This is a genomic window from Caldicellulosiruptor hydrothermalis 108, from assembly GCF_000166355.1.
Taxonomy (GTDB): domain Bacteria; phylum Bacillota; class Thermoanaerobacteria; order Caldicellulosiruptorales; family Caldicellulosiruptoraceae; genus Caldicellulosiruptor; species Caldicellulosiruptor hydrothermalis.
The window spans coordinates 798,855-824,351 of the sequence record NC_014652.1 but is presented as its reverse complement, the minus strand read 5'-3'; the positions used below and the strand labels follow the sequence as shown (position 1 = coordinate 824,351).

The window sequence follows — 25,497 nt, the reverse complement described above, 5'->3', positions numbered from 1 at the left end:
ACCTGTCATTTTGTGTTTTAAAAATACAATTCTACACTGTTAAGCAAAATTCCTTCTACAATTTTTAAATTCATTTCTTTTTTGGGATATTGTTAAATACATCTTTTAAAGCCTCACCTATTTTATCGCACAACGCATCGATATTCTTTTCAATTTCATTTTTATTTTCAAAAACTACACTTCCTATCAATCCTTGCAAATCAAAGTTTAAGTAGACAGGTGCATTTATTACAACAGAATTTGGCGCAGACAATACAGGAATTCTGCCTAAAAGGCTGTCCTCAGTATAATGCTGAACTCCTAATATTCTGCCTGTCTCTGTCCATAAAGCCAAAGCTCTATTTCTTTTATCGGCTGACAAAGGAATAATAGCTTCTGGACCATTCTCAGCTACCATACCGATGTGGGGACGCGTTAAAATACCACCCGTAGAGTATCCTCTAATCCATCTCTGAATATTTCTAAATGGTTCTAATATTCTCTGTGTGATACTCTTTTTTGGTTTTGTAATGGCAGTATTAGGCAATGGTACTTTTCCTTTTTCTGCTTCTTTTTTCCATTGCTTTGCTGTTTCTTGCACTTTTTTGTTTTCTTCAATTATTCTTTTGTTTTCAGGATTTATAGGACTATTCTCCATCAACCAATTTATTACCTTGCCTGCCTGCCCAAGGAATACAACTCCTATTGCAACAGTAACCTTAACAGATAGTGGGCCAGGCACTTTTGATGCTATATAACCAGCAAGTAAGAAGTTAAGCAAAGGACTGGATGTAATTGCTGCCGTTGTACCCTTTAGTAGTCCATCAATCATTCCCCTGCCCAATAAATCTCCATACTTTGTAACAAGCGGTGCAGCTTTTTTATCGAACCATTTACCAAACTTAGCACTCAGGTCTTCTATGACAAAATTTATCTTTCCTTGAAAATCCAACTTTCTAAATCTTTCGTTACGTTTCAAACTGTTCCAATAATCTTCTATACCCTTTGTCATCTTTTCAATCTCTTTTGTAACTCTTGGAGTATACCTTTCAGCCATATCAGCAGCCCAAAGTGCAAATTTGCGAATCAGTGGCATTGTAGGCATAAGAGCTGAAATTTGAAGCGTTTCAATAGCGCCTCTGAACTGCTCTATGGCACCTGCTGCATTGTTCATTTTTTCTTTTGCAACATCAAGAGCTGTTACTTTGCTCATTTCATTTATGAATTTTCTGACACCTTCTGCGCCTTCACGATAGAGAATGTTAGCAGCTCTGATTGCATCTGAACCGAACATAATTTCAAGTGCAGCCATGCGCTGTGCCTCAGTCAGACCTTTTAGCCTACTTCTTAGCAACCCTGCAATTTCTTCAAGTGACTTTAACCTGCCATGTGCATCAAAGAAAGCACTTGTCCCATTCTTAGTTATCAACCCAAGTCTTTTGAACATCTCAACTTGTTGTTTTGTCTGCGGTATCAAATTCATCAGCATAGTTTTTAAAGAAGTACCCGCGTCAGACCCTTTTAATCCATTATTTGCAAAGATACCAAGTGCAGCGTTAACATCTCTAAAGCTCATACCAATGTTAGAAGCAACAGCCGATACCATAGCCAGTGAATATCGTAACTCCTGCACCGATGTTGCCGATGCATTAGCTGTTCCTGCCAAGATATTTGCTGCTTGTGCTGCTGAAATTGCATCTCCCCTAAAAGCATTCATTGCAGTAGACATAATTTCAGCAGCATCTGCTAATTCCAAGTCGCCTGCAGCAGCTAAATTCAGTGCCGCTTCAAGTCCTCCGCTCATAACTTGTTTTACCGACAAACCTGCTTTAAGTAGCTCTTCTATACCTTGTGCTGCTTCAAGTGCTGAATATTTTGTCTTTGCCCCCATCTTAATAGCCAGCATTTGCATTTTTGTTAATTCCTGATTGCTAATTCCTGTAAGCGCTTTGACGGAAGACATCTGAGCTTCAAAGTCTATTGCTTTTTTGAATGAGTCATACACTGCTGAACCTACGCCAACACCAAGTCCTACCATTGCAAGTGGGCTCCTCAAAGCATTAGTAACTTTTTTAAATACTCCTGTAACTTCATCTTTTGCTTTTAGTGTAACAGTCCATGCTTTTTGGGTCAGCAGTGGTAGCTGTTTTCTGATTTCGCGTAGTTTTAAACTGATCTCATCCTTCAACGTTGCCTTTGGTTCTACAATTAACTTGTCAACGTTTTTTAACTCAGACATGGCTTTAGTCAACTGACTAAATAATTCTCCTCTTAGCTCAGCAATAGGTCCTGTTTTGATGTTATTCAGCTCACTTAAGGCAGCTTTAGCTTTGACAACTTCATCGGCAAGTGGCCCTTTCATTTCAGCTATAACATCTATCTTGCCTTTACTCATTGCGTCAATCATTGCATTGATACGTGCAATTACTGCACTTACTCTATCTTGTGCAGTGATGATTGGGGAAGCCTTTTCTAAATCAAGCTTTTTCAGCAATCTATCGGCTTTTATCACCGATGATGTGAGATTGTCCCTTATTTTCATGTAAGGCTCAATTTTCATCTTAGCTATCTGCTGAAAATACTGCCTAATCATCTTGTTTGTCTTTTCAGCGCTTTTTTCAAATCTGCTTATTCTCCTGCTTGCTTCTTCAATAGGTTTCTCGCTTTCATCGTCTACAATGATAGGTATTTCTATTCGATAAACTTCACTTTCCATGCTCAACGCCTCTCTATTTTTTGCCGTTCTTTTTCTTCTTCCTCAAGTTGAATTTCCATCGAAGCTAAAATAAAAGCTTGAACTTTATAAGGCTTTGAGTAAAACTCATCAGGTGTTATACCAAAGCGCTGGAATAAATGATGCAGGAGGGTGGCTTTCCCTCCTGCTCTTATGAGTTTTTTATTGTATCAATCAACGTCTCCTCATAACCGCTAAGTTTTTCTATTAGTTCAATAACTGCGTCTTTTTCTCCTCGTTTGAGCACTTTATCAATCAACTGATAACCAGAAAGAATATCTTCTCCTGCTTTTTCCCACAATGTTTTGTTGTCCCAAAGTTTTGCTTTATCTTCAGGATGTGTCGCTGTGTAGATAAGCAATGAGCTAAACTTAGCCGAGTCAAATTCCTGGGGCAATGCTAAGCCACCCACTCGCCTGTCTTTGACCATTTTTGTTGCCTTTTTGCGACAATCTTCAACCTCATCTTCGCCTAAACCTCTGACTCTAAAGCTAAACAATTTTTTCCCGTTTCTAACTACAGTGAATGTTTCATATGTTTCTATTGTCTGCATTGCTTCTAAAACACCGCTGATGTCTTGCAACATTGTTTCTTCATTTGCTAAAAGTTCTTCTCTTTCAATCTCAGCCATTACTAACACCTCTCACTACATATTGTTAGGCTTCAATACACCCATAAAGTTCAATACAGCATCTGGTTGTCCCTTTTTCAATCCATTCATAACTTTTTGAAGTAAAGTTGCATCTCTTATTACAGTTTCAACGAAAGTCAATGTAGCAGATTGAGCAACTGGTATAGCCCATTCCCACTTGCTCCCTGCTGCTTGATACTCTTGATTTTTAAAATTAAACTGTAATGTCCATTCGTTAACTTCTGCTAAGAAATTGCCATCTCCGTCATAAAGTTCACCTTGGTGCCCTCGTAATATGTTTCGCGGATCAAATGTTCCCGCATCCAATACACTTTGCAGATCTGGAACCTGATTAACCCTAAACGTCCAAGAACGAGTAATTATTTCTCCAGTCTTAACCCTCGCTACATCAATACTTCCATCTGGAACACAATCTCTCAAAACTATTCTTCCTTCTTTAGCCATTATTTAGCACCTCCACATTATGATTCAGGAGCAAACCTGAAACCAAAAGTAATGTAAAGTTTCTCAGCACTGTCAAGGTCATCAACCTGAACAATAAACCAAGCTGAATCGCCACTGGGCGGGTTGTTCGGGTCTTCGTATATCGTTCCGTCCAGAAGTGCTCCTTCTGTAATCATTTTGTTTATAACACCTTGTGCTGCAGCAATCAAAGTTGCCCTGCCATCAGGACTGTTGTTGATTTTACCAACGAGTGGCTCCCATGTAGCTGTAATTCTGTCAATGAGATTATCCCTTGTTCTGACTCTTCTTATCTTCTTCCACCCAGCATCCATATCCGCAGTCACAGTTACAAAAGTATTGATGCCATATTCAATTTGAACTTGTTTAGCAGCAGACAAAGTAAATACAAGCGCGCCTGATTGAATAGCTTGCTCAATCTCTGCATTAGTCAAAGCTCCAACGATTTCTGTTGCACCTCTTACAACTGCATGAGTCAAAGATTCAGTAATATCAGCAGATGCAACCATGCCTGCTACTCTTGCTGCAGCTTTGTATCCTTCTCTGATGATACCATCATTGCCTTTGAAGCCATTTGCAACATACACAACTGCTGGGTCATTAAAAGCTCTTGCATTTGCTAATCTTGTTGCTAATGGCACATTTGTTGGTTCACCTAAAACAACCAATACTCTTTTTCCTTCGTTCCTAACCCTGTCAATGTATGCTTGTACTGTTGAGTGTATAGTAGGGTCTTCGCTATCTATAGCAAGCACATTCCAATCAATTGCTTCAATAGCACTCAATGCAACACTGTAGCTCTGTCCATCAACAGTTGGGTCCTGACCCCCTGTTAGTGCTTGCTGTGTTACATTTGTTAAGAGTTTGTTGCCATCAGCAAGCTTTGTTGCTGTGATGTATGATGAATTGCTTGAAGATATTGCTTCAACTAAAGCTTGTGGTTCACCAACACCATCTGTGCCTTTTGCAAAGGAAATGCTTTGCAATAATGTTGTACCTTCGTAAAGCAACAGTTCTTTCTTTGTTGTGTCTGTCAGTGAGTCACGAACAGTGATTCTAAAGTTATTTCCCCTAACACCTTCATATTTTGCTTCGATTTTTACTACATCAATGCTTGTTCCATCCTTGAGCACCAAGCTTGCTTTTGCTCCTCCTGTGCCCAATCTATAAGCAACGACTCTTGAACAACCGCCTTTGAAAGCTTCAATCGCAACGTCAATTGTTCCAGCGTTGCCAAAGTTAGTTGTAACAGCATCAATGCTCTCAAGATAAGTAACTTGCCCTAAAGGTCCCCAAGAAGACCTAAACAATGCTGCAACTATTCCTTGAGGAATGATTGCTTCTTGAGGTTGCCCAATATTAGTTACTCTAACATACACACCAGGTCTTATTTTTTGTTCACCTGTCTGAAAAACTATACCAGCCATCTAATTCACACCTTCCTTTCGAGGAATGTTTTAATTGCTTTCTCTGCTTCTGATTTCGTCAGCATATCTTTGTTAATAAGCTTCAGCGCTCCAACAACCACTTCTGGCTTTACGCAAAAAATATGTGCAGCTGAGATTAGCTCGTCTTTGTTATACAAAGCTTGCTCTTGTTGTACCAAAGCATCATTAATAGTCTCTTTCTCTTTAGGCAACTTACTTCACCTCCACCTTGACAATTGTTGCCTTATTCAAAATACTACTTGTTTCTTTAGTTCTTAAAACTCCAAACCTTGCAATCAGTTCAATTTGCCCTTTTCGCATTGGGTCTGCTTCACTATCAGCTCTAATTTTCAGAAACTCTATCAAACCGCCATCAGACATTATGAGCTTACGCTGATTTGCTAGAGCCTCAACTATCTTTCTTAGCCATATAAGTCTAACTTGCGTGCTTGGAGCTATGATATGTCCTGCTATCTGAGCTTCAAACCAGCTTATTGCTTGCGTAATTGATTCTAAATTTACCTTGCTGAGCCTCCAATAAATACCTGGCGTTGCATCAGCAGGTGCCCACGTTGCTGGATCAACGTGCACTTCGGGAAAAGTGTTTTTAGTCCAAGCTTGCAATGTTGCTACTGGGTCAGGCTCAAAAGTAAGTCCATTGAACCAACCAAGCGAAAACACCCTGAATTTTAGTCCCCTTGTTATTGCATCCCAATCCTCATCAACAAAGTCAGGGCCAACTGTGCCAATGTAATCAGCCAAGAATTGTTCTCCATCCTGACTAAAACGTGCTCTGTGCAAAGCGTTGATAATTGCATTGCAAAGAGCATCTACCTCTTGAAAAGTTGTTCTTTTAACGTAAGGCCATACTTCAATGATTGTTGAAAACTTTGACCATTCATCTTCAGGATTTTGTATACCTTCACGCAAAACGATGTAAGGTTTCTGTGTATTGACTCCTGCTGCATGTGGTTCATAAACACGTCCTTGTATTTCAGGAATAGACGCAATCAATAATTCTCTTATTGCTCTGCGCATTTTTAATCTCTCCAATATTCTTTGATTGTCTCTTTTATTCTTTGCAAGTGAGCATCAATTGTTGGACCTACAATTGCATAATTGCCATCATGTGCAAGTTCAAGCCATATGCCATACTCAACACCATGCGAAAGATATAATGTATAGCTATCTTTGCCGTTTATATCCACACCACCATGTAATCCTTGTCTTGCGTTTCCTGTTCTATCTGTCCATGGTGCGTTCTCTTTTGCATATGCTTCAAGATTACCAGCCCAATCAAGAAGCAATGCATAAAGCCCAGCTTTCTTACGTTCAATTTTCTCTCTTGTCTTATCACCCAGTGCCATTTAATCCACCTTCTCTAAATCAGCCTGATAGCCGACTATTTGTCCCTGTACTATCTGTGGATACACTGCTACAACCCTAAAATGCCCTAAATTTGGCACGTCAAACTCATCCGAACAATTTGAAGTTGCTTTTATATCAGTGTTCCAATCTGTGATGAGCCCCCAGCCGCCATCTGTTTGTTTGGTACCCGCTAATGTAGACACTTCTTTAGGGAACGCATAGCCTTTTTGAAATATCCGAACAGTATAAGGACCTCTTGTGCTTTTCACTTCTTCAAAATAACCAACCATATCGACCTTCTCGGTTCGCTGAATAGTTATTGTCGTTGGGTTTTGCTGTATTGTCCAAAGGATATGTTGCCGCCGAAGGCTAACTAAATCCATCTCATAACACCTCCGGCGGCTGAATTCTAAGTACAATGCTCCCCATAGAGCTCTTGGACATGTTACTATAAACCTCTGCCATCTTGAGTGCGTAATTGAGAGCATCTTGCAACTTTCTCATGTCGTATCTTTCCTGGCCAACACTGTAGCTTTCTATCTGTCCCAATTCCCTTTGCAACATAGCAGCTTTCCTTGTCCAACCCTCGGCAGCTGCTGCATATATGTTGTTAGCTCTGTAAATCAATCTTTCAAGCTGTTCATTTGAAAAGCGAGTGTCGCTCTCAGTGCCACCTTGTGGTATTACCTCATCGAGCAACTCCCGCAATTCTTGTATCAACTCAGGAGTTGGTGTCATTTAATTCACCGCCTTGGCTTACGCGCTCAATGTTAGCTCTTGTACATTTTCCTCCACTGCTGCATAAACGCCTCTGTATGCATAAGCTACAATCTGACTCTCAACGAGTCTTGATAAATCTCCGCTTGTTGCCTCGATTCTCAGATCTTGTTTAACAAGTTCCTTAAATCCTCGCTTCGGTCTTATCAAGTATGCTTTGCCAGGAGTTACGCCAGGATAGCTGTATGTCTTCTTGCCAACTGTTGTTTCCCAACCATCGTAATAGATTACTGTTTGAATTCCACTAATAGCTGGATAAACAGTTCCTTCTACTTGATGTCCGCCTTTGAGTGCCATTTCAATGTTTGTTTGGTCTGCTGACGATGCTAAGAGCACTGTTGCAGGTCTTTTTGCCTTTGCAGCGTCAGAAAGCCCTTTTGTAATAGTTTTATAAACTCCTAACCAAGCAGGGTCTCCAGCTGCACCCTGATACGCTGTCTTGTACGCAGCAGGATAACTGAAGCTTATAATTGGATACAGGTGTATATGATTCAGCAATGCATTATAAGCTTCACCAATTGCCCTGTTTAAAATTTCAATAGCAAATACTTCGTTGAAATCTTTGAGCTCTTTTGTGTATTCAAAACCCGCAGTGTATGTTACTATTCTTGCTGTTGGCCCCTGCTCAGCTTGGAGCCTACCAAACTTGACCTCTTCACCTTCTAAATGCTCCGTGAAAATAACTGTGCCATACAATGCCCACTTTGCATCAATTACTCGCGGGAAGTTAGAATCTTGAATTTTCTCATAAATTGGCTGATACAAAAGCTGTACCTGTTCACGACCTAATTCAACATCAAGCACGACTTTTTTAAGTAAATCCTGAAACTGTTCAACCGACCCTGAACTAAGTATCTCACCAACAGGACGTGTGAGCTCTAATGTTTCCATTTCCCCATTCACAATCTTCTTTTCAACCTCGAAAATCTTCCCGTCCAAAACAAAAGGCACCTTTTCTATATAGGTGCCGTTTCTCTTTCTTTCTTTTAATGTCTCCTGGCTATATACTGTGTAGCTCACTTAAAACACCTCCATCATGTTTTATACTTTGTTTTATACTTGTGGTGCTAATATGAAGCAAATTACATTATTAGCATCTTTGCTTTGTGTAACAATGCCAGCAAGTCTATTACCTGTTTCTGTTTCAGTAAATCGCTTATTAATGTTGTCCCAATAAATCTTTGTCCCTTTTGCAAAGTTTTGAGTTGTATCAATTTGGTCTGTTTCATACTCTGCTTGTTCAATACTTAAAACCACTTCTGCAGTTTGTCCTGCTCCGGTTGTAACACTCTGCATTGCACAGCCTAAAAAGCCATCGAGCATATAAAACTTGCCTGCCTCTATCGTTGTATTCTCAGGCACTGTAACCCTTACACTTTTTCCATCGCTAACCTTGCCAGCATTAACATTGTAAACAGTTGTTGGTATTGGCTGTCCTACATAAGCCATTTAAAACACCTCCTAAATTGATTGTTTTTTGACTTTTAAGTTTGTTACAGGCTGTCGCATACCAACAATAACAGGTCGGTCTGTGTATATCTTGTTGAGCACATTCCTAACTTCCTCATCATGCAAAAGCTTATCAATCTCGCCAGCAATTTGTTCTTTTGTCTCAAGTTCGTCAAGCTTTACCATCTTTTTTATCAAAGCTTGTGCCATCTCACCAGCAACTTTTTCTTTTATCACTTCTTCAAACATTTTTTCTTTTTCAGTTTTTTTCTTTTCTGCTAATACTTTGGCTGCTTCGTCAATGAGTTTTTCAACATTCATTTCACCACTTACACTAAATGTATTTTTTATCTTCTCATAAACTCTTAAAGCTTCTGCAACTTCATCAAATTCCTTAATATCAAGTCCAATCTCACCGACAACTTGAGATGCTGTTAATTCCTTGCTTGCTAATTTGCTTTTAATGAGAACAAAAGCTTCTTTGAGGTCCAACTTCTCTTCACTCCTTTCAATCACATCATCTATTACATCAGAATACATTTCACCGACAGCAACTATTCTTGTTGGCATACCAGCTCTATTCAAAGGTGTCCAGTCAATGCTAAGTGGTTTGTAGTCAACAACGTCAACTTCCCCTGTCGGCCTTTGTTGAAGCTTCGGAATACCAAAGATGCTAACCTGTCTCACGACATTAGCTTTAATCCAGCGTTTTAAGTTCGTTGCTGCCTTGTCGATAACACCCCGGAAATAAGCTTTGTTTTGAACCGGGTCCCACTTAGCACCTACCCAGTGTGTAACAGGCTCAGGAAATTGCGTTTCGACGTCTTCGGGCTTCTGATGACCAAGGAACCCTGGCAGACCTTTCGACATTACCTCGCCGACAATTCTTTGCAAAGCTTGTGGTGTGTAATTCCAACCACGCTTTGATTTGCCAGCTGGTATCTCTACTACTACTTCCATTGGTTCGGGGTCATCAGCTTTTAGTGCTTCAAGATTAGCCCAAGGAGCAACAGGAATATCGTTGATATTAATTTCTCCTGTCACTATGGCTTGCAATGATGTCATTTCTCCTGAAGCAGCAGATGAAAGAATTTCTTTCAAAGACTCAGGTGGTTCTTCTTCTAATTGCTTATAATGCCTCATCAAATGTCGTGCTGCTTTTCTTTTTTGTTCTGGTGTTAAGTTAGGTTCAGCTCTTGCACCAGCCAAAGCAGCAGCTGCTGCTATTAGTCCTGCTTTGTTCAAAACCAATTCACCATCTTGAGTTATTTCATGATGAGGGCCCCAACAATCTGCTTGAGTTAACTCTTCGTCTATCTCTGCTTTGACAACCGCATACATTTCTCTAATCGCTGCTTTGACACCTTTCACACCTTCCTGTAAGCCTTCTTTAAGCAGTTGCCAAATTCTGCTTTTGTCAACGTCACCCCAAGCTCTGTTACTTACTGAGTCAGTTATTTTAAACTCCTCTATCATTTTCCCTAACACCCCCTTTCAAATCAAAGTAAAATGGCAAAATAAAAACACCTTGGCTTGTCGCTTCGGTGCTTTGTTGCTATTCATAACAGCTTTGATTTAGTTTCACCTCTTCTCAGCAAAACGACCAGTTTTCATATCTCTTATAATAAGCTTCTGATGGATTGGATGCGTTTCAATCCTCTTTATCGGTGGGTTTTGTTTAATCGTTATCTCTGTTTGGTTGGAATTATTAAGATTTTGTTGAGTCATCATTGCCACCTCTAATCTTTACCATCTCTTTTTCCTTTTCTTCAAGTTCTTCAACCCATTTTTTAAATTTTCTAACAACTTCCTTCGGAGCATTTTCTTTTAATGTAAAACCTTCCCGTGTTATAGTCAAATACGGAGCCAAATCCTCAGGTAAATAAGGTATCATGGTTTAAACACCTCTTTCTCAAATTCCTTTAACACTTCCAAAAATACTTTTGCTACTTTTCTTGGCTTTTGTGAATTCATTGCTTCAGCGAACGCTTCTGCCATGAACTCAGCAGCTGAGTAGCAAGCATAACCTGACAATTCCTTTTTTATGGTTTCCTTGTCGTTTGGCTCTATACCACATTTATCAAGAGTATAGTTCATAATCAGCTCTGCCACTTCGTGTTTTCGTATTTTCTCATATGCTTCTTTCAGCGTATTGGACGTCAATAATGCTAACTTGTACTCTATAAAATGCCCTAATTCATGCAGAATAATCGCATTTTCATCTGTCCCGTCAGGGTGAAAATTGTAGAGCAAATCATGTTGATATTTTTCTTGTACTTTCTCAATACTTTTCATGTTTTCTCTTGAAATGGACAACTCTGTGTCATAGTGGAATTCTCCAAAACTTATCATTGATTGAGCATAAGCGCTTTTCATTTCTTTTCCTTTTGTAGTAAGTCTATTTATAAATCCTTTTAAATAAGTTTTTTCCTCAAAGATCTTTTCAATATTTTGAGTTACCATTGCTGACACATCGTCATCTAAACCAGCAAATGATACTTCCCGAAAACCTAATTCTTTCAAAAGAAAATCTCTTGCTTGCTCTTTGTTAGAGTACTTTGGTTTTTCGGTAAATTTTGCTGCTTCCTTATATATTTTATTATACCACTCTTCAAGTTCAGAATCACTTTCAGGATTGTTAACCCATTTTTTGAGTCTCTCAACAAACTTTTCTGGTTCCTCATGTACAGGCAATAACGCACACAAGCAGTTTGGATGAGCAGGATAAGGAGGCTCATTGCCTGGTGAATACACTCCACGTCCAAGCCCTTCTTCATGATTTGCTAAACTGTCGCAAATATCAACCAATGGATGACTTTTTGACAATACCCATTTCATGCCTTTGTAACTTGGACTGAACGTCGCAGCAGCTATCGTTCCTTCTCCAAAAGCTGCTGATATTTCTGTCCTTGCAAGCCTTAATGCTTCATATTTGATATCTTTTGGTATTCGTCCTTTCATTCTTTCCATCATTTTTGGATAATTTTTGGCCAATGTTTCAGCGCCTTGGTTCACATAGTCCTCAAGCATTCTTGCTGTTTTGACAGCATCTTGTCCTATTGCAACTGAAGTTTGTATTATTTCGCTTATTGTATCTCTGAAATTTTGTCCTTGACGCCATATTCTATCTGACAGCCGCAACCCTTTTCTTGTCCTTGCAAAACAAGCCTCAATCGCTTGCCTGTTGATGTTACTAAAAGCTTTCTTAATAATTGCTGTATTTATGCCTGCATCAGCCTTTTTAACTAAATCAATCAAAATATTTTGGCTATAGGCCGCACCAGCTTCAACTGCATTTTCAATATAACCTTTTATCACATTGCCAAGTTTGTCCGAAAGTTTTGTAGCTTCTATTTCCAAACTTTCTTTCAAAGCCTCTAAATGTTGTTTCTTCAAATATGCCGAACCACTTTTGTATGCTAAAAGCTTTATTTCTCTTTCTATTTGCTTTATGGCATTTTGATAAATTTTCTTTATTTCTGTATTTGCACGCAGTCTCAAATTCAAATACTCTTTTCTTGTTTCTAATGCCCATTTAGCATATTCTCCAGCCGATTTTCTTATCTCTTCAATATAGCTCATTTATGACACCTCAATTGACTTCTTCAGCCTGTCCTTCTTCAAGCCTTTGACGTAGTAACCATGTCTTTATAATTCTTTCACGCTCGCCCGGTAGTTCTGGATCATCTGTTTCGTATTCATGCATAGTTTCAATGTAATCTCTTAGCAAATTAACTGCTGCATCAATGCTGATAAAGCCTCCTTGCAGTGCAGTATTGAGAGCATCAACAATTGTTTTAACCGTTTCAGCATATTCTTTTTCATCTCTATCCATTACAGCGTCCCATGTAACCAACACATCATAACTTTTAAACTTTTTCCCTGTTGCTTTGCTATACATTACAAGAAGCATTCGAGCAAGTAGCTGCCAGGATTCAGTGACCATTTCACGTTTTCTTGCGACTCTTCTAATAAGAAGAGGCATTTGTTCTTTGACGCTTGCATGACTGCTTGGAGTATGAACTCCGAAGGCAAATTCCGGTACTTCGGATACATCTACAATGCAATAAAACAACAGTTTGAGCAGCGCTTCAGCATCACCAATTGTCGAGCGTGCTTCTATAAATTCAGCATCTTCCTCATCTGTAAAAATCAAAAGTTCGTGCCCGCGCAGGTCAATTTTCGCAGGCTCTCCTCTCTGTATCGCTACTATTGCCTCTGGGAAGTTGTTTTGCAAAAATCCTTGAACATCTTTAAGTTTCAACTTTAGTCTTGGTGTCGAGTGCATCTTTGAACCCTGCATAGCATGAAACATAACATCGTGATAAGCTTTCATGTATGGCTCTATAGCTTCTAATTCACTTGTACCAAATAACTCTGTTTCCTCAGGCTCATTTTTGAAATGCACAATCGGTATAAACCCCCATGGATTTGGTACTTCTTCATTCTTTAAGTTTGGTGGTGCATCGCCTTCAGCTATAGTAGTTATCTTGTCAGCAGCTACACGCTGAGTAACAAGGTATTCTCGCAGTCCATTATCCCATCTATTCTTTGCCTGTATTGTATAAGCTACAGGCTTTCTTGCAATTGGGTCTATCTCTATGTCTGCAATCTGTTCAGGTGGAATGATAATATACTCAATTCTCACATCTTCATCAGGATACAAAGGGTCATTCACTGGTAAATTGGCAAGCATTACAAAGCAATCTCCATCGCGCAGTGTTAACTGATGTGTTCTTTGCATTCTGCTTACCCAGCGACTGCTATATTCATCTAAAACAGCTTGAGCTTCTTCATCCTCGCAATGGAAGTGAGGCACTCCCATAAAACCGGCCAAAGTGTTTATTATCGGCTTTGCAAACCCTGCACCAAGTTTATAATCATCATGTGTGTTGTGATAAAGTTGCCTTGCTAATGTATAATCCACTCTGCTGCTATTCAATACATATGGTGCATTCCATCTGTTCCAAATCAGTGTTCCAAACAAACCTATGTTTTGCCTTAACTTTGATATTTCGCCTATTGCTCTTTTCAACCAGCTAGTTTTTTTCTTAACCATATATCCTCAGTCCCCTTAAAAGTGATATTGCTTCAGGACTTGCTTCTCTGTACTCTCTTAAGCTCCAACATGCTAAAGCCAATGCCATTACAGTGTCATCGTGATACCCTTCAGAAGCTTCAGCTTTAATCTTTGTTCCTCGTTTTACATTTTTGAAGTATCTGAGCTCATCTCTTAATACTGTCCAAGAAGCTGGTAACAGTAATTTTTTCTGTTGTATCAACACAACAAGATTCGATATAAGTTTATTTCTACTTTTCTCAGAAAAAACAAAAGGCTCGCAATTGCGAACCTGTTCCGCTATTGGATCTCCAACACCTGTCGCATCAAGGTAAACTCTTGCATTGTATTTCGCCTGTAGCTCATTAACATGTGCCACAACATCTGTGTAGAGTCTGCCTTGATATCGGTGATATTCCACTATCTGATAAGGCTCTCTTGTAATATCAAGCACAATGATTACTGTATAGTCTTGATATTTTGCTAAGTCAACACCGATGCTATATCTGTGTCCATTTTGTGGTTCTTTTTTGAGTTCATAATCGTCAAATACCTCGCACAGTAAATTCCATGGGAATATAAACGAATCATCTTCTACAAATTCAGCAAGGTATTCTATACGCCAAGCAAGCTCTGGAATTTCTCTTCTGATTCTTTCTAACTCTTCCCTGTCAAGTCGCTCATTATCATAGACTGTGGCATGAAAGCTTTTATAATAACCTGTGCTGTCGTTCAGTCCCTCCTGAAAAAGCTTATATACATAGTTCATACCATTTGGTGTTGTCTCAAGCCTTAATACTCCGTTTCTATCAAGAACCATTGCTCTAATGACATCATGATACACTTTGTCTTTGATAAAAGCAGCTTCAGTAATAGCAACACCATCTGCACCTTTGCCACGCAGATAGACACCATTACGCGAAGTTGAACGACCCAATATTTTTGAGCCGTTTATCAAAGTTATCTCAGGAAATGGACTCCATTTAAAGTCTTTTACCAGAGCATCAAGCAAACTATTATTAGCAGCTCTTTGTTCAAATTCTTGAAAATATATCTTAGCTTGGTCGATTGAAGGTGCTGTAATATACCATACTTGTTTTGTTTTAGTGGCACATTCATGAACAACATCTATCAAGGTTACAGTACTCTTCCCAAATCGTCGTCCTGCTACTTTGATTTGTACTTTGCCACCTAGTAACAAAGCTTGTTGTTGTTTTTCCCCTAACTCTAAACCAAAGAAAGCTTTAGCAAAATATACTTTATCTTTCTTGCTTTTTAGAAGAACATTTCTAAGAATCTCCCTCGCTTTCGCTGTTAGCGTCATCATCTTCACTCCATAATACACTCAAAACATCTGCAACATTACTAAGCGGGTCATTTCCAAGAAGTTCTTGCTTTGTCTTCATAGCCTGTCTTATTTCACTGGCTGTCTTTTCATGAAGCTGGACCAGCGACAATGAAACCTTGCTACGTTGATTCACCAGTTCTTTTAACCATGCACCAGTAGCCCGATGTAGTTCAAAGTTGCTTTGTATTATGCTATCCAAAATTTCTATGTCGCTGAGTTGTTTTTCGACTAATTTCTCAAACTGTTCTTGGCTTTTTTTGTATTGTTCCTTAACACTATCTTTAACATTAAAGTGTTCTGCTATATGTCGACGAATAGCCTCATGGCTGATTTTTTCACCTTTCTCTGCTAATCGTCTAGTTACCTCTCTTATGCTTATACCCTCTTCTTTTATCCATTTTTCAATTTCAGCCCGGTGCGGCGAGTTACATACTTTGCACCGAGCTGAATATCCCGCCTGCATCCGGGCTCCTCCTTTCGTTTTTATTGTCAACGTTGTCAACGTTAAAGTTGTCAATGTCACGCTTGACACGCTTAACTCGAAGCTATGTTTCATAACAACAAAAAAGCCCCTTGCTTTGTTGCAAGGAGCTTTGTATTCGGTTTTGCTGCTGCACTGCGTCAGCGTGCAGTGTAGCAATGAGCTTTAAAGCTATTTTAATTATATCACGATTTAATAGCTTTATTTGTGCCGCACTTTTTTAAAGATTTTGTGTTCAAGAAAGCAGGAATTTTGATTCTTTCTTTCTCTGGATCATATAACTCGTACTTTACTGCCAAGCTTGCTATGTATACAACAATATCATCACGCCAATGGTAAAATGTCCTTCTCTCAATAAAAAGCTTTTGACATATATAATCTGTAGCTAATTCTTCAAAATATCGCATTTCAAGTAAGCGTCCTTTCCCTGTTCCTTTAAACTTTTCCTTTGCTGCATCAATCACTTGTATCCATTTACGCATTATTTCTAATTCCTTGCTGCATAATTTAATTGCCATGGTGGCGGTAGGATCCGAATAATATCCTGCATTGCCCAAGTCAATTTTAAATCCATACTTTTGACAATTCATGATTTCTTCTTCTTTTGCTTTTATTTCATGTTTTATATCAAAGTAGTGATATAAAATTTTTTCTATTGCTCTGTAGATGTTGCTATCTAACATGCTCAATTTAGCCAGCCTCCTTAGGCTCGATTCTTACCTCAACATATTCATCTTTGCCTCTCAATCTTTGCACAGAGAGAAAGTATATTTGCCTATCGTTCTCATAAACTACGCCTTGCATTCCGTCAAGAATAGATTTAGCAATGTTATCTATGTCAGGAAACACATTGTTTTTGACATACACATCTATGTAAACTGCTAATTCATTTTTAAGTGGTTTTTTAAATATTTGCTTTGCACACCAGCCGACTAATTGCTCATATTGCCTTGTTCGCTCTGGATTATATACTGCTCCCGTTCTTCTGTTAAATCGTGGTCTGCCCTTAGGAATCGGCCTACCCGGGATTACTACTTTGTACATCTTCCATACCCCCTTTCCTTATTTTCTTTAGACACTCTTCATGCCCAAAAACCATATCCACAAGCCGCCAGCCTTCGTATTTCCAGCCGTTATGTTCAAACTCATACCGCTTATATTCTGTCTGCACAAATATCTCTGTAGCATGTTTCCCGCAAACTTCACAATTGCCATATTTATGTGATGAACCACCAGTGCTGCTAAGAGCATATCTGTACTTCATGTTGCCTTCCCTTCTTCTTTTGCCTCTTTTTTAAGCTTATCAATCAACTTTTCAATAATCTGATGGACATTGCATTGTAACCTATGCTCACTTTCAAGCTCGCAGTATTCAATGTTGCTGAAGCTTTTCTTGTAAATGCAGAATTCGCAGTAATATTTCATCTTCATCACTCCTCATAAATCCAATTTGCTGCAATTATCATTAGTAGTGCGTCAAGCCATGTCATAGTAACCACGCTCCTTGTTCTTCTTGATTATGAGCTTTACAAACTTGTCTATAACAACGCCTTTTGCTTCCATTATGCGTACATATGTCTCACACGCATGCATTAAATCAAGCACCTCATATAAACGTTCAATGTCATCTCTTGCTTTAATAACTTCTGCCGCTTCCTCGACGATTTTGTTAAGCTGTTGTATTAAAGAAGCTGGCTTTTCCTTGATTTCTGGAAAGTTATAGTGCATTATCTTTTTCCCCCTTCAATCATCTTAAAACCTCTGTCAATCTCCTTTGCTTCAGCTAAAGCCTTGATAGCATCATGTACGCTTGGTGGCAATATTGCTTCCTTCTTCTCCCTTTCTTCTAACTGTTCGTACATTGCTCTAAATTGTCCACGCAAAACATCTATTTCCTCACATGTGCATATGTTCTGCCAGCCAATGTATTTAACAACTCGCCTTGTTCGCTCACTCATACTTGCCAAAGCTTCAGCTTCTCTGTAATAGCCAAACTGCCTTACTGCAGCCATTACTTCACCCCATGCTTCCGCTGCAGTAAGCTTGTTTTCTTTTGGAGTTGTGATTTCAGCTACGGCTTTTCTTATATCTGCAATAGTCGGTGGATATGGATTCTCTGCAATGTGTTTCTTTAATGCTATTTGAGCAATTTTAAAGTCTATATCTTCAAGCATTTCAGCCCACAATCCAACCGTTAACTCATTTACTTGCCAGTTTGGATAAGCCATGTTTACGATTGCTAAAAATTTTATACATTCAGCTTTTGTCATCTTTTATCACTCCTTTCTAAACTTAACCTTTTCAATTTTTGCCAGACAGACTATGCTCAAGGTCCACTGCCTTGTTCTGCAACAGCTTCTCTATATAACCGTTCAAGCATATCAAAGCTCTTAGGTTTACTGTCTTTGTTGTCATAAGCCCCCTCAAGCACCTTCACAGCATTGTTGTAAATTATCAACCAGTCAAAATTACACCCTGTCCATTTACCAGATCTGCCAGATAGAAAGTCACTGGCCTCGGCCCTCTCGAACAACTCCTGAATTTTAGAAATATCCCTGCCAAGATTAGTCCATAACACACGAATGTGTTTTTTCCTCTTGTCAGTAAGCTGCTCAACCTTAGGCATACTAATGCAAATTGAGTTATACAGGTCAACTATTTGTTTATAAGGTGTTGGTGTTTGCGGGCGGGAGTCAACAGGCTCGTCCTGTTGACTATATATCTCTATATTCGAATTTGGATTCGGATTCGTATTCGGATTAGGATTCGGATTAGGATTCGGATTCGGATTCTCGGGGACATATGCATTCATTTGATAGCAATTGATATCATTTGATATCATGTCCTCTTTGTCTAACTGCACTTGTGTATCAATTGATTGCAATTTTACATCATTTGCTTGCTCTTTTAATCCATCTGCTGGTAAAAAGCTAACAGGTTCAGGATATTTACTTTTCTTTGCTCTAACTTGCTGGTGTTTGTCCCATGTCACTACTTGTAAATATTGCTTGTTATCACTGCCTATGTAGAGCTTTATAAGTCCAACTTTGACTAATTTATTAATCCATGCTTTAATATCCTCTTCTTTAACACTATCAATTTTTAAAGGAAAGCACTTTGCCCTTAATATACTTGGTCTCGCATCCATACGACCATAATCATCGCAAACAACTAATAGTCTATAGAAGAAAACCTCTTCCTCCGGTGTAAGCTCATTAATCGTATCGCTTGTTACAATACTCTCTTTCAAAATTCTGTTTGGCATTGTTATTTCACCTCATTTTATTTATCAAGTCTCTAATTTCTCTCGCACATTTGAATGGATCTGCAAATATTTCACTACCTGTGAAATGAATTACTTGGTATCCAGCTTCAATTAAATCTCTATCGCGCTTTTTGTCTCTCATAGCTTGTTCCTTAGTTTTTTCGTGAAAATCATGACCGTCACATTCAATTACAAGTTTCTTGCACTCCGCTATATTTTCCATCCAATCACCAATATAAACACATATATCCACTCTATAAGTTGCATGTTGCAGTTTTATTTCGTTTTGAACAATCATAAAAACATCTGGGTCATTGCCTATAAAATAATCCAGAGCAATCACTAAAAGTTGTTCTATAGGCGATTCGCATTTATTTAAATAACCATAGATAAGCTCACTAATTTTCCCTTCAATAACTACAGTAAGAAAATCTTTCACAGGGTCTTTCAGTTTGTCCAATTCGTTTGCTAAAAAGTCGGTGATTTCAAATGAATAATTTCTAGTTTTATAATCAAATAAATTTCTATAATCCCATGGATAATTTTTCATTTCAATCACCTCTTTTGTTATTTCTGGGGTAGGCAGTGGGACTTGCACCCACACCAGCAGAGCCACAATCTGCCGTGCTACTCTTACACCATGCCTACCATGTCTTGGAGAGGCGACGCTGCCTCTCCGCTGGCAAGTATTAAAAGGGTAAGTCGTCATCGTTTTGCGTTGGAGCTTCTTCAAAGCCTTCTATATCAATGTTGACATTGGTCGTATCTTTATCATCTTTTATTTCAATTTCTTCGCTGTCTTCGTTGTTATCTATAATAGCTACTCTCTGAGCTAATTGTTCAATGCTCTGTGCTAACTTTGCCATTTCTTCTTTGCTTTGTTCATCTAATTCTTTTACCATTGAGAAAACTGCTTGTGCATACGTTATACCTTCTTTGTTTGTGACTTTTCTTAATCCCACTTTTGTAATGATTTCATAGCTGAAGTAACCTTGGCTTGCTACATCCTGAATGTACTCAATGAAATTGTTGATAGATGTAGGCGGTACATTGAACTCGTATGGAAAAGGCTTATCAATGATGATGTAAAGTCTGCGGATGTTCTTACATGGTTTAGCTTTGCCTTTAACAAACTGATTATAAGGACATGTAGAACACTTACCTCCCGGCTCTCCAATACCTTTCTCTCCATCAATCGAATAACAGTCAGGAACAGGATTGTTTGAGTTTTTATCTTTCCAATAAATGTTCATTGGATGGTGGTAGAGAATAACTCCAATCAGTTCTTTTGCTACTATGGGGTTATTAGGATCTGAAGTTGGTATTTCAAATACTGTCGAGCCACCAGTAGGCATGCGAATTCTCTTGAATTTCAAATTAATGCCTTTTAACTCTCTCTTAATTGCTTCTGCAATCTTTGGAGCTACTTTAGGAACCAAAAAACTAACTTCTTCTTTCTTCTGTAATGAAAGATTCTCAAAAGTTTGCTCAGAATGGCTTTTCATATAAGCGCTTTCAGGTATCTTGTTTGTATTTGCCATCTTTTAATCCTCCTCCTTACCTTATTCTTATAGACTTTGTAGTTTTAATCATTACGCCTGGTACTTCCTGCCCTTGCTTAAGAGCTTCTAAGATTTCCTTTTTTAGAGGTATCTTTTCAATTCTGAAATATGTTTCTGGAATAAGCGTCTCATCTACAATTTCAACACTTGGTGGATTGGTTTGAATCGAAACGGTAAATAGCGGTGTTTTAACTTTCTCCAGTCCTACTTTTTCCATTTGTTCTTGCACATATTGTTTAAGCCAATCTCTCTTTTTTTCTTTACTCTTGCGTTTGTTAGCTATTCTCTGTTCTTCGTTTTTATACACTTCTATCTCATATTCAAGACTTCTAATCAGCTTTGCAATGCTCTCTATCTTCTCAGTAAAATCAAATTCAACCAATTCAAGAGTATTTTTTACAGCATCAATGTCTACTCCTTCGTCTTCAAGCATTTCTTGTAATTGTTTAAACTGTTCAGCAAGCTCATAGAGCTTCATCTTTCAGCTCTCCTTTCATCTTTTCTACATCGCTTCTAAACATCAATCCCAAATAGAACACGCATATCAAGAGTGGTAGCACTAGCACCTCGCCGCCGAGTGTGCCGTTGCGATGTAACAATGTGTCAAAGCTGAGTAGTAAGATGTGCCAAGTTAGAGCTCCGCATAGAAAAGATGCTATACATCGTATAAACTCTTTCTTTTTTCGCTTTTTCTCACTTTCTTTGTTTCGATAAATATTTAAGCAGCTTGGACACAAATAAACGTCAGCATAGCTGTTGTATACTAACGATTCTTCACACAAGCCACATACTTTCCTTGCAACCTTTTTCATTACAGCATCCCTTCCTTTCTCTTCATTCATAACTCTATCATTTCTTCAGCAACAGCTTTTCTTATCATCTGTAACATTCTATATGCAGATTCAATGAAATCTTCTGATAAATACATTCTTATTTCTTCGTAATCTTTATCTGTTGCATTTCTGATAACCTCTTTTTTGTCTACTGCTGTTTTCCCTCTGTAGAGAAATCCATTAAACATTAAAACAACTTTGTTATTCACTATTTTTTGCCCCCTTTTACTTTATTCCCCCAGCCGCCCCGCCCGCCGCAGCTGGGTTCGCTGCAGCCTTGCGCCGCAGCCCCGATGTGCTCTATTTGCAAAGTTCTAAGTACTGTCTTTCAAGGTCTATGATTTCCTGTCTTACTTTTTCCTGTAACTCTGCCAACATAGCTTTTACTTTTTCAACGTATTCCTTATCAAAAATATCAATTCTGGCATCTCTATCCGAAACCAAGCAAAAGACATCAGCTTCACATAACTTCTCTAATTTTCGAAGATATTCGAACTTTTTTAGCAACTCATTAATAACAACTTTTTTAGCTTCGAGATTGTCTAAAACTCTAAGATTTTCTATCGTCCACATTGCTTTTCCCCTCCTACTTTGATATAATGTAATTGGTATGTTTTGGAGAGCCTACGGGCTTATTTTTTTATGCTCACATTCCATTCTTCCTCCTTCCACTCTTTATTTGTTTTTGTATTTGCTACAATGAATTCTTGAATAGCTGTCTCTGGAATAATAATCTTGCGACCAATTTTGATGTGCTTAAGTTTGTTTTGCCAAATTAGCTCATATATAGTTGTCTTCCCCAAACTGAGTAGCTTTGCTGCCTCTTGCACTGTGTAAGCTTTCTTGTTTTCCATTATCATCACGCTCCTTCCTTTGAGAAAATAACCGAATAAGCCGCTGAAATTGCTTCTCGAATTTCTTTCACTATCCTTCCCCATGCCATTTTTTCATGCTTGTCTATTTTCCCATCACATGCGATGTTAATTATTTCAGAGTCCAGCTTTTCTAAATCAGCTATCTCTTTCTTTAGTCGCAAAACTGCTTTTGGCAAATCTGAGAGGTCTATTTCAGGCAAATATCTTTTACCTATAAGCGTCGACTTTTGTAGATGGCTGTATGCTAACCATTGTGCTTTGTAGACTTCTATCATTGCTATGACCACATCATCAGGCGGAATTGTTTTGCCTGTCTCATAATCAGCTAATGATCTGACACTAACATTGAGAAGTTCTGCTGCTTGCATTTGAGTCAATCCTGCATTTTTTCTGGCTGTTTTGTAAATGTTATTGTGTAAACTCTGCATTCCCTTGCACCTCCTTTCTTTGATATAATTTTGTTAACAATATTGAAGAAGAAAGAGGGTAGTTTATAATGTCAAATAATCTTGATCCTGACATATTCAAAACTTATATAAGGTTTAACTGTTTTGTTTGTGACCAGTCATTTAATGTTGAACTTAAAAACTTACCTCATAAAGATTCGTTATCATGTCCTAATTGTGGCCAACCTATGGATAATAAAGCTTTTCAAAATATCAAAGACGCTGCGAAATTAATCAATGAAGCTATTGAACTTCTTGATAAAGGAAATGAATATGATAAAGGTTGGAATTTTTATTTGCATTGGGATAAGGCTAATCCTTTACCTAAAAAACCTGATCCCTATAGAATCTTTTACGAAAAATCTTTAGACTAAATCTTTGCCTTGTTTTTCAAATATTCCAGAGCTTTTTTTAACTCTTCAATGACCTCATAAGCTTCTTCAAATGTTAACTGATTATTTCTAAAAACTTCGATTATCTGGTTAACTATTTCATTTTGAGTTTGTGGTTTGGTTGTCATCTTTCTCACCTCCTTAAAATAAACTTTGGGGAGCGAGGAATTAATAAGAAAGGAGAGATTCTCTTTGGATAAATACTCAATTGCAAAAGAGCTAACTTTAGCTGTGATTAATAAACTTGAGCCATCAATCCCTATTACAAAAGCTGAAGAAGCAGCTCAACATATTGCAAAGATGTATCAAGTCTTTTTTGAGGCTTTGCGTGAAATAGAGAACAAAAACTCACTAAAAGGTTCAATAAATGTTAAGAATCTTTAATGTATCTCAATATTGATAACATAGTTTCAATGTTTTTTCTTACCTGTTCAGGATCAATATCAATATGACTTTTGTTCCACTCAGCTAAGAGATTTATTTGTTCAGACATTAAAGCAATGTCAGTTGGTATGTTTTCAATGCTTGCGTTGTTCATTTTCTCACCCCCTTGCACATCTTTTTGCAACCTCGCTCCCCATCATCCCGCCTCACGCCCTTCGTGGAGGGTTGTATCATCAACTATGAGAAACTTGACATCCAGAGCTGCTGCTATCTTTTGCAATGTCGCCGTGCTTGGTATAGCTTTCTGATTTTCAATCTTGCTAAGCTGCTTTACACTTATGCCAGTTTTCAATGATAAGTCTTGAAGTGTTATTTTCTTTTGCTTCCTGATATTTTTGAGCTGTATTATTATGTCTTTCATGTTTTCTTCACCACCTGATTATATTTTATACCTATAAGTTAAATTTGTCAATAATATTTTTAACTTATCGGTAAAATTATTTTTCTTGTGATTTAAATTTGATTTTGGTAAATTAACCTTGAGGTTAATTATTGGCAACTCTAAGAAATAAGGTGATTGTATGGACGTTGGAAGTCGTATTCGCTATTTTCGCAAACTATATAACAAAACTTTGAAGGAAATATCTTTGGATACTGGTTTATCTATCAGCTTTATTTCTAACATTGAAAAAGGTATTAAAAAGTGTTCTTTAGAAAATCTTGAAGTTATCTGTTCAGCTATTGGCATTACTTTGAGCGAATTTTTTAATGATAACCTTCCCCCTGAAATTGAGGAACTTATAAGTATCGCTAAAAACCTTGAAAATGATAAACTCAAAACTTTGCTGACTGTTGCTCGTTCTTTGAAAGCTGAACAAAAGGAGAGCAAGTAAATGTTTGACCACAACTTTATATTAAGTGTCATTGGTTCTGTTACTGGTGTTGCTGGTTTAGTTCTGCATTTTTATAGGTTTTTTCAGGAACGCCCAAGATTAAATTTCTTTTTTTCATCTGATGATGATCTTGCTAAAGTCTTTATTGGGTATTGGCTTTCGGATAAATATGACGCCTATGGTTATCCAGTCGAAGACAAAACTAAATTCACTTTTTACAAATGGGTTAGAATAACTAATAATTCTGATAAACCAATAACTATATTAGAAATAAGCCTGCATATTAAGGGTTGCAAACCTACTTATTTGAATAGTTCATCTTATTGCCTTGGTTACGTTCCTACAGGCGGGACTTCTTCAAAATCAATCTCAAATTTACTCAAACCAATCTTTACTATAGAACCTTATTGTGCAATTGAAGGTTATTTATTCTTTGGACCTTATAGCAGTACCCCACCTGAAAACATCAAAGCAACTTTAATTGTTAAAACTTCAAGAAAAACTTTTAAACCTAAATTTATATTTCGTCCCTCATTTACTCCTTAAAGATTCAATCATTACTTCTATGCTAAAGATAATAAGGACAACATCTAAAAGCATGCAAAGGAAAATAAGCCAAAACTCTTTGATATACCACCAAACGTTATAAAGAAAATAGCTTACATCATCCCATACATCGCTTAATTTGTTTTTTATCATCCCGCCTCCCTCCCTTCGTGCGGTGGGGTTGTGTTACATGCAGTCAACAGAATAGGCAAAAAAATTAACTTATCATAATCAATATTATTTGCTTTGCAATAAGCTATGAGTTTGCCAAGAAATTTTGCTCCTGCTTTGCTATTTCCTTTGATTATTCTATAAACTTGTGCTGGACTTACATTTAAAGCTCTTGCTGTTTTATTGTAATTGCCTTCAAAATGTTCGATAAAAAACTTTTTAAAGTTCTCTTTGTTTAGTTCCATTTTCTTCACCTCCTTTAGTGTTACATGCAGTTAATGTTGATTACAGTTAATATTATAACTACACCATTACATAAAGTCAATAGATTTTTAAAAAATTTTTTAAAATTTTTATTGCCTACAGTCAACAAAATAGGGTAGAATATTTAATG

Annotated in this window: 41 protein-coding genes and 1 tRNA gene; 4 read left to right on the top strand and 38 right to left on the bottom strand. The window is 37.8% G+C overall.

Features of this window, described 5'->3' with window-relative positions; all coding sequences use genetic code 11:
* Window positions 1-70 precede the first annotated feature (70 nt).
* From CALHY_RS13790 to CALHY_RS03755, 33 genes are all read right to left on the bottom strand, one after another.
* Window positions 71-2,695 (bottom strand): phage tail tape measure protein, encoded by a 2,625-nt coding sequence (locus CALHY_RS13790; RefSeq protein WP_013402712.1) that lies wholly within the window; start codon window positions 2,693-2,695, stop codon window positions 71-73.
* A gap of 169 nt (window positions 2,696-2,864) precedes the next feature.
* Window positions 2,865-3,344, bottom strand: a complete 480-nt coding sequence (locus tag CALHY_RS03905; RefSeq protein WP_013402711.1) for a phage tail assembly chaperone — start codon at window positions 3,342-3,344, stop codon at window positions 2,865-2,867.
* 15 nt (window positions 3,345-3,359) lie between these two features.
* Window positions 3,360-3,809 (bottom strand): hypothetical protein, encoded by a 450-nt coding sequence (locus CALHY_RS03900; protein WP_013402710.1) that lies wholly within the window; start codon window positions 3,807-3,809, stop codon window positions 3,360-3,362.
* 17 nt (window positions 3,810-3,826) lie between these two features.
* On the bottom strand, window positions 3,827-5,254 hold the full coding sequence (locus tag CALHY_RS03895; RefSeq protein ID WP_013402709.1) for a phage tail sheath subtilisin-like domain-containing protein: 1,428 nt from the start codon (window positions 5,252-5,254) through the stop codon (window positions 3,827-3,829).
* A 5-nt stretch (window positions 5,255-5,259) separates the two neighbouring features.
* The gene (locus tag CALHY_RS03890) at window positions 5,260-5,466 is read right to left on the bottom strand and encodes a hypothetical protein (RefSeq protein WP_013402708.1); all 207 of its coding nucleotides are present in this window, start codon (window positions 5,464-5,466) and stop codon (window positions 5,260-5,262) included.
* A 1-nt stretch (window position 5,467) separates the two neighbouring features.
* Entirely contained in the window at window positions 5,468-6,292 is an 825-nt protein-coding gene (locus CALHY_RS03885; protein WP_013402707.1) for a hypothetical protein, read from the bottom strand.
* A gap of 2 nt (window positions 6,293-6,294) precedes the next feature.
* The gene (locus tag CALHY_RS03880) at window positions 6,295-6,621 is read right to left on the bottom strand and encodes a hypothetical protein (protein WP_013402706.1); all 327 of its coding nucleotides are present in this window, start codon (window positions 6,619-6,621) and stop codon (window positions 6,295-6,297) included.
* Window positions 6,622-6,912: a hypothetical protein gene (locus tag CALHY_RS03875; RefSeq protein ID WP_238524580.1), complete on the bottom strand. Its 291-nt coding sequence runs from the start codon at window positions 6,910-6,912 to the stop codon at window positions 6,622-6,624.
* Between the two features lie 94 nt (window positions 6,913-7,006).
* A complete protein-coding gene (locus CALHY_RS03870; protein ID WP_013402704.1) occupies window positions 7,007-7,360 on the bottom strand; it encodes a hypothetical protein in 354 nt (117 codons plus the stop codon).
* Window positions 7,361-7,378: 18 nt separating this feature from the next.
* Window positions 7,379-8,419: a phage major capsid protein gene (locus CALHY_RS03865; protein WP_013402703.1), complete on the bottom strand. Its 1,041-nt coding sequence runs from the start codon at window positions 8,417-8,419 to the stop codon at window positions 7,379-7,381.
* 33 nt (window positions 8,420-8,452) lie between these two features.
* Entirely contained in the window at window positions 8,453-8,848 is a 396-nt protein-coding gene (locus CALHY_RS03860) for a DUF2190 family protein (RefSeq protein ID WP_013402702.1), read from the bottom strand.
* Window positions 8,849-8,860: 12 nt separating this feature from the next.
* A complete protein-coding gene (locus CALHY_RS03855) occupies window positions 8,861-10,324 on the bottom strand; it encodes a hypothetical protein (protein ID WP_013402701.1) in 1,464 nt (487 codons plus the stop codon).
* A 232-nt stretch (window positions 10,325-10,556) separates the two neighbouring features.
* Entirely contained in the window at window positions 10,557-10,742 is a 186-nt protein-coding gene (locus tag CALHY_RS03850) for a hypothetical protein (protein ID WP_013402699.1), read from the bottom strand.
* Window positions 10,739-12,430: a hypothetical protein gene (locus CALHY_RS13290; RefSeq protein ID WP_013402698.1), complete on the bottom strand. Its 1,692-nt coding sequence runs from the start codon at window positions 12,428-12,430 to the stop codon at window positions 10,739-10,741. The genes CALHY_RS03850 and CALHY_RS13290 overlap by 4 nt, the downstream gene beginning before the upstream one ends.
* 10 nt (window positions 12,431-12,440) lie before the next feature.
* Window positions 12,441-13,907, bottom strand: coding sequence for a phage portal protein (locus tag CALHY_RS03840; RefSeq protein ID WP_013402697.1), 1,467 nt, complete (start codon window positions 13,905-13,907; stop codon window positions 12,441-12,443).
* Window positions 13,900-15,231, bottom strand: a complete 1,332-nt coding sequence (locus CALHY_RS03835) for a terminase large subunit domain-containing protein (protein ID WP_041723105.1) — start codon at window positions 15,229-15,231, stop codon at window positions 13,900-13,902. The genes CALHY_RS03840 and CALHY_RS03835 overlap by 8 nt, the downstream gene beginning before the upstream one ends.
* Window positions 15,197-15,718, bottom strand: a complete 522-nt coding sequence (locus CALHY_RS03830) for a hypothetical protein (protein ID WP_013402695.1) — start codon at window positions 15,716-15,718, stop codon at window positions 15,197-15,199. Before CALHY_RS03830 ends, CALHY_RS03835 begins: the two co-directional genes overlap by 35 nt.
* Window positions 15,719-15,921: 203 nt before the next feature.
* Window positions 15,922-16,419 (bottom strand): transcriptional regulator, encoded by a 498-nt coding sequence (locus tag CALHY_RS03825; protein ID WP_238524601.1) that lies wholly within the window; start codon window positions 16,417-16,419, stop codon window positions 15,922-15,924.
* A 7-nt stretch (window positions 16,420-16,426) separates the two neighbouring features.
* Window positions 16,427-16,780 (bottom strand): RusA family crossover junction endodeoxyribonuclease, encoded by a 354-nt coding sequence (locus CALHY_RS03820; RefSeq protein ID WP_013402693.1) that lies wholly within the window; start codon window positions 16,778-16,780, stop codon window positions 16,427-16,429.
* Window positions 16,755-17,000 (bottom strand): hypothetical protein, encoded by a 246-nt coding sequence (locus CALHY_RS03815; RefSeq protein WP_013402692.1) that lies wholly within the window; start codon window positions 16,998-17,000, stop codon window positions 16,755-16,757. The genes CALHY_RS03820 and CALHY_RS03815 overlap by 26 nt, the downstream gene beginning before the upstream one ends.
* The gene (locus CALHY_RS13660) at window positions 16,997-17,161 is read right to left on the bottom strand and encodes a hypothetical protein (protein ID WP_013402691.1); all 165 of its coding nucleotides are present in this window, start codon (window positions 17,159-17,161) and stop codon (window positions 16,997-16,999) included. Before CALHY_RS13660 ends, CALHY_RS03815 begins: the two co-directional genes overlap by 4 nt.
* Window positions 17,162-17,212: 51 nt before the next feature.
* Window positions 17,213-17,464, bottom strand: coding sequence for a nucleoside triphosphate pyrophosphohydrolase family protein (locus tag CALHY_RS03810; protein WP_013402690.1), 252 nt, complete (start codon window positions 17,462-17,464; stop codon window positions 17,213-17,215).
* Window positions 17,464-18,006: a replicative helicase loader/inhibitor gene (locus CALHY_RS03805; RefSeq protein WP_013402689.1), complete on the bottom strand. Its 543-nt coding sequence runs from the start codon at window positions 18,004-18,006 to the stop codon at window positions 17,464-17,466. Before CALHY_RS03805 ends, CALHY_RS03810 begins: the two co-directional genes overlap by 1 nt.
* 56 nt (window positions 18,007-18,062) lie before the next feature.
* Window positions 18,063-19,001: a hypothetical protein gene (locus CALHY_RS13795; RefSeq protein WP_013402688.1), complete on the bottom strand. Its 939-nt coding sequence runs from the start codon at window positions 18,999-19,001 to the stop codon at window positions 18,063-18,065.
* Window positions 19,002-19,008: 7 nt separating this feature from the next.
* A complete protein-coding gene (locus CALHY_RS03795) occupies window positions 19,009-19,551 on the bottom strand; it encodes an endonuclease domain-containing protein (RefSeq protein ID WP_013402687.1) in 543 nt (180 codons plus the stop codon).
* Window positions 19,552-19,575: 24 nt separating this feature from the next.
* Window positions 19,576-19,649: transfer RNA gene (locus CALHY_RS03790), tRNA-His, on the bottom strand.
* A gap of 41 nt (window positions 19,650-19,690) precedes the next feature.
* On the bottom strand, window positions 19,691-20,542 hold the full coding sequence (locus CALHY_RS03785; protein ID WP_013402686.1) for a hypothetical protein: 852 nt from the start codon (window positions 20,540-20,542) through the stop codon (window positions 19,691-19,693).
* A gap of 16 nt (window positions 20,543-20,558) precedes the next feature.
* Window positions 20,559-21,041 carry a siphovirus Gp157 family protein gene (locus CALHY_RS03780; RefSeq protein ID WP_013402685.1) on the bottom strand — a complete coding sequence of 161 codons (483 nt, stop codon included), beginning with the start codon at window positions 21,039-21,041 and terminating at the stop codon, window positions 20,559-20,561.
* Window positions 21,028-21,375 (bottom strand): hypothetical protein, encoded by a 348-nt coding sequence (locus tag CALHY_RS03775; RefSeq protein ID WP_238524579.1) that lies wholly within the window; start codon window positions 21,373-21,375, stop codon window positions 21,028-21,030. The genes CALHY_RS03780 and CALHY_RS03775 overlap by 14 nt, the downstream gene beginning before the upstream one ends.
* A gap of 26 nt (window positions 21,376-21,401) precedes the next feature.
* Window positions 21,402-21,605 (bottom strand): hypothetical protein, encoded by a 204-nt coding sequence (locus CALHY_RS03770; protein ID WP_013402683.1) that lies wholly within the window; start codon window positions 21,603-21,605, stop codon window positions 21,402-21,404.
* 91 nt (window positions 21,606-21,696) lie between these two features.
* Entirely contained in the window at window positions 21,697-21,969 is a 273-nt protein-coding gene (locus CALHY_RS03765) for a hypothetical protein (RefSeq protein WP_013402682.1), read from the bottom strand.
* 59 nt (window positions 21,970-22,028) lie between these two features.
* On the bottom strand, window positions 22,029-22,250 hold the full coding sequence (locus CALHY_RS03760; protein ID WP_013402681.1) for a helix-turn-helix domain-containing protein: 222 nt from the start codon (window positions 22,248-22,250) through the stop codon (window positions 22,029-22,031).
* Window positions 22,251-22,255: 5 nt separating this feature from the next.
* A complete protein-coding gene (locus CALHY_RS03755) occupies window positions 22,256-22,699 on the bottom strand; it encodes a helix-turn-helix domain-containing protein (RefSeq protein WP_013402680.1) in 444 nt (147 codons plus the stop codon).
* Window positions 22,700-22,767: 68 nt separating this feature from the next.
* On the opposite strand from CALHY_RS03755, the gene CALHY_RS03750 reads away from it, so the two are divergent.
* Window positions 22,768-23,091, top strand: a complete 324-nt coding sequence (locus CALHY_RS03750; RefSeq protein ID WP_013402679.1) for a hypothetical protein — start codon at window positions 22,768-22,770, stop codon at window positions 23,089-23,091.
* On the opposite strand, the gene CALHY_RS13655 is transcribed toward CALHY_RS03750, so the two are convergent.
* Window positions 23,088-23,237, bottom strand: a complete 150-nt coding sequence (locus tag CALHY_RS13655; protein ID WP_013402678.1) for a hypothetical protein — start codon at window positions 23,235-23,237, stop codon at window positions 23,088-23,090. The genes CALHY_RS03750 and CALHY_RS13655 overlap by 4 nt on opposite strands.
* Before the next feature lie 64 nt (window positions 23,238-23,301).
* Between CALHY_RS13655 and CALHY_RS03745 the strand changes: the two genes are divergently transcribed.
* Window positions 23,302-23,493: a hypothetical protein gene (locus tag CALHY_RS03745; protein WP_013402677.1), complete on the top strand. Its 192-nt coding sequence runs from the start codon at window positions 23,302-23,304 to the stop codon at window positions 23,491-23,493.
* Here the strand turns inward: CALHY_RS03745 and CALHY_RS13650 are convergent.
* Complete coding sequence (locus CALHY_RS13650) at window positions 23,480-23,647, bottom strand: hypothetical protein (RefSeq protein ID WP_013402676.1); 168 nt, start codon at window positions 23,645-23,647, stop codon at window positions 23,480-23,482. The two genes, CALHY_RS03745 and CALHY_RS13650, sit on opposite strands and share 14 nt — an antisense overlap.
* 42 nt (window positions 23,648-23,689) lie before the next feature.
* Window positions 23,690-23,914, bottom strand: a complete 225-nt coding sequence (locus CALHY_RS03740) for a helix-turn-helix domain-containing protein (RefSeq protein ID WP_013402675.1) — start codon at window positions 23,912-23,914, stop codon at window positions 23,690-23,692.
* A 160-nt stretch (window positions 23,915-24,074) separates the two neighbouring features.
* On the opposite strand from CALHY_RS03740, the gene CALHY_RS03735 reads away from it, so the two are divergent.
* Entirely contained in the window at window positions 24,075-24,386 is a 312-nt protein-coding gene (locus CALHY_RS03735) for a helix-turn-helix domain-containing protein (protein ID WP_013402674.1), read from the top strand.
* The gene (locus tag CALHY_RS03730) at window positions 24,387-24,932 is read left to right on the top strand and encodes a hypothetical protein (RefSeq protein WP_013402673.1); all 546 of its coding nucleotides are present in this window, start codon (window positions 24,387-24,389) and stop codon (window positions 24,930-24,932) included.
* Here the strand turns inward: CALHY_RS03730 and CALHY_RS13645 are convergent.
* Window positions 24,918-25,085 carry a hypothetical protein gene (locus tag CALHY_RS13645; protein WP_013402672.1) on the bottom strand — a complete coding sequence of 56 codons (168 nt, stop codon included), beginning with the start codon at window positions 25,083-25,085 and terminating at the stop codon, window positions 24,918-24,920. The two genes, CALHY_RS03730 and CALHY_RS13645, sit on opposite strands and share 15 nt — an antisense overlap.
* Window positions 25,082-25,348, bottom strand: a complete 267-nt coding sequence (locus CALHY_RS03725; RefSeq protein ID WP_013402671.1) for a helix-turn-helix domain-containing protein — start codon at window positions 25,346-25,348, stop codon at window positions 25,082-25,084. Before CALHY_RS03725 ends, CALHY_RS13645 begins: the two co-directional genes overlap by 4 nt.
* Between the last annotated feature and the right edge of the window lie 149 nt (window positions 25,349-25,497).

Excerpts from the sequence above, each read along its gene's own strand:
- CALHY_RS13790 (WP_013402712.1), bottom strand. The coding sequence starts at position 2,695 with ATGGAAAGTGAAGTTTATCGAATAGAAATACCTATCATTGTAGACGAT.
- CALHY_RS03905 (WP_013402711.1), bottom strand. The coding sequence starts at position 3,344 with ATGGCTGAGATTGAAAGAGAAGAACTTTTAGCAAATGAAGAAACAATG.
- CALHY_RS03900 (WP_013402710.1), bottom strand. The coding sequence starts at position 3,809 with ATGGCTAAAGAAGGAAGAATAGTTTTGAGAGATTGTGTTCCAGATGGA.
- CALHY_RS03895 (WP_013402709.1), bottom strand. The coding sequence starts at position 5,254 with ATGGCTGGTATAGTTTTTCAGACAGGTGAACAAAAAATAAGACCTGGT.
- CALHY_RS03885 (WP_013402707.1), bottom strand. The coding sequence starts at position 6,292 with ATGCGCAGAGCAATAAGAGAATTATTGATTGCGTCTATTCCTGAAATA.
- CALHY_RS03880 (WP_013402706.1), bottom strand. The coding sequence starts at position 6,621 with ATGGCACTGGGTGATAAGACAAGAGAGAAAATTGAACGTAAGAAAGCT.
- CALHY_RS03875 (WP_238524580.1), bottom strand. The coding sequence starts at position 6,912 with ATGGTTGGTTATTTTGAAGAAGTGAAAAGCACAAGAGGTCCTTATACT.
- CALHY_RS03870 (WP_013402704.1), bottom strand. The coding sequence starts at position 7,360 with ATGACACCAACTCCTGAGTTGATACAAGAATTGCGGGAGTTGCTCGAT.
- CALHY_RS03860 (WP_013402702.1), bottom strand. The coding sequence starts at position 8,848 with ATGGCTTATGTAGGACAGCCAATACCAACAACTGTTTACAATGTTAAT.
- CALHY_RS03855 (WP_013402701.1), bottom strand. The coding sequence starts at position 10,324 with ATGATAGAGGAGTTTAAAATAACTGACTCAGTAAGTAACAGAGCTTGG.
- CALHY_RS03850 (WP_013402699.1), bottom strand. The coding sequence starts at position 10,742 with ATGATACCTTATTTACCTGAGGATTTGGCTCCGTATTTGACTATAACA.
- CALHY_RS13290 (WP_013402698.1), bottom strand. The coding sequence starts at position 12,430 with ATGAGCTATATTGAAGAGATAAGAAAATCGGCTGGAGAATATGCTAAA.
- CALHY_RS03840 (WP_013402697.1), bottom strand. The coding sequence starts at position 13,907 with ATGGTTAAGAAAAAAACTAGCTGGTTGAAAAGAGCAATAGGCGAAATA.
- CALHY_RS03835 (WP_041723105.1), bottom strand. The coding sequence starts at position 15,231 with ATGACGCTAACAGCGAAAGCGAGGGAGATTCTTAGAAATGTTCTTCTA.
- CALHY_RS03830 (WP_013402695.1), bottom strand. The coding sequence starts at position 15,718 with ATGCAGGCGGGATATTCAGCTCGGTGCAAAGTATGTAACTCGCCGCAC.
- CALHY_RS03825 (WP_238524601.1), bottom strand. The coding sequence starts at position 16,419 with ATGTTAGATAGCAACATCTACAGAGCAATAGAAAAAATTTTATATCAC.
- CALHY_RS03820 (WP_013402693.1), bottom strand. The coding sequence starts at position 16,780 with ATGTACAAAGTAGTAATCCCGGGTAGGCCGATTCCTAAGGGCAGACCA.
- CALHY_RS03815 (WP_013402692.1), bottom strand. The coding sequence starts at position 17,000 with ATGAAGTACAGATATGCTCTTAGCAGCACTGGTGGTTCATCACATAAA.
- CALHY_RS13660 (WP_013402691.1), bottom strand. The coding sequence starts at position 17,161 with ATGAAATATTACTGCGAATTCTGCATTTACAAGAAAAGCTTCAGCAAC.
- CALHY_RS03810 (WP_013402690.1), bottom strand. The coding sequence starts at position 17,464 with ATGCACTATAACTTTCCAGAAATCAAGGAAAAGCCAGCTTCTTTAATA.
- CALHY_RS03805 (WP_013402689.1), bottom strand. The coding sequence starts at position 18,006 with ATGACAAAAGCTGAATGTATAAAATTTTTAGCAATCGTAAACATGGCT.
- CALHY_RS13795 (WP_013402688.1), bottom strand. The coding sequence starts at position 19,001 with ATGCCAAACAGAATTTTGAAAGAGAGTATTGTAACAAGCGATACGATT.
- CALHY_RS03795 (WP_013402687.1), bottom strand. The coding sequence starts at position 19,551 with ATGAAAAATTATCCATGGGATTATAGAAATTTATTTGATTATAAAACT.
- CALHY_RS03785 (WP_013402686.1), bottom strand. The coding sequence starts at position 20,542 with ATGGCAAATACAAACAAGATACCTGAAAGCGCTTATATGAAAAGCCAT.
- CALHY_RS03780 (WP_013402685.1), bottom strand. The coding sequence starts at position 21,041 with ATGAAGCTCTATGAGCTTGCTGAACAGTTTAAACAATTACAAGAAATG.
- CALHY_RS03775 (WP_238524579.1), bottom strand. The coding sequence starts at position 21,375 with ATGAAAAAGGTTGCAAGGAAAGTATGTGGCTTGTGTGAAGAATCGTTA.
- CALHY_RS03765 (WP_013402682.1), bottom strand. The coding sequence starts at position 21,969 with ATGTGGACGATAGAAAATCTTAGAGTTTTAGACAATCTCGAAGCTAAA.
- CALHY_RS03760 (WP_013402681.1), bottom strand. The coding sequence starts at position 22,250 with ATGGAAAACAAGAAAGCTTACACAGTGCAAGAGGCAGCAAAGCTACTC.
- CALHY_RS03755 (WP_013402680.1), bottom strand. The coding sequence starts at position 22,699 with ATGCAGAGTTTACACAATAACATTTACAAAACAGCCAGAAAAAATGCA.
- CALHY_RS03750 (WP_013402679.1), top strand. The coding sequence starts at position 22,768 with ATGTCAAATAATCTTGATCCTGACATATTCAAAACTTATATAAGGTTT.
- CALHY_RS13655 (WP_013402678.1), bottom strand. The coding sequence starts at position 23,237 with ATGACAACCAAACCACAAACTCAAAATGAAATAGTTAACCAGATAATC.
- CALHY_RS13650 (WP_013402676.1), bottom strand. The coding sequence starts at position 23,647 with ATGAACAACGCAAGCATTGAAAACATACCAACTGACATTGCTTTAATG.
- CALHY_RS03740 (WP_013402675.1), bottom strand. The coding sequence starts at position 23,914 with ATGAAAGACATAATAATACAGCTCAAAAATATCAGGAAGCAAAAGAAA.
- CALHY_RS03735 (WP_013402674.1), top strand. The coding sequence starts at position 24,075 with ATGGACGTTGGAAGTCGTATTCGCTATTTTCGCAAACTATATAACAAA.
- CALHY_RS03730 (WP_013402673.1), top strand. The coding sequence starts at position 24,387 with ATGTTTGACCACAACTTTATATTAAGTGTCATTGGTTCTGTTACTGGT.
- CALHY_RS13645 (WP_013402672.1), bottom strand. The coding sequence starts at position 25,085 with ATGATAAAAAACAAATTAAGCGATGTATGGGATGATGTAAGCTATTTT.
- CALHY_RS03725 (WP_013402671.1), bottom strand. The coding sequence starts at position 25,348 with ATGGAACTAAACAAAGAGAACTTTAAAAAGTTTTTTATCGAACATTTT.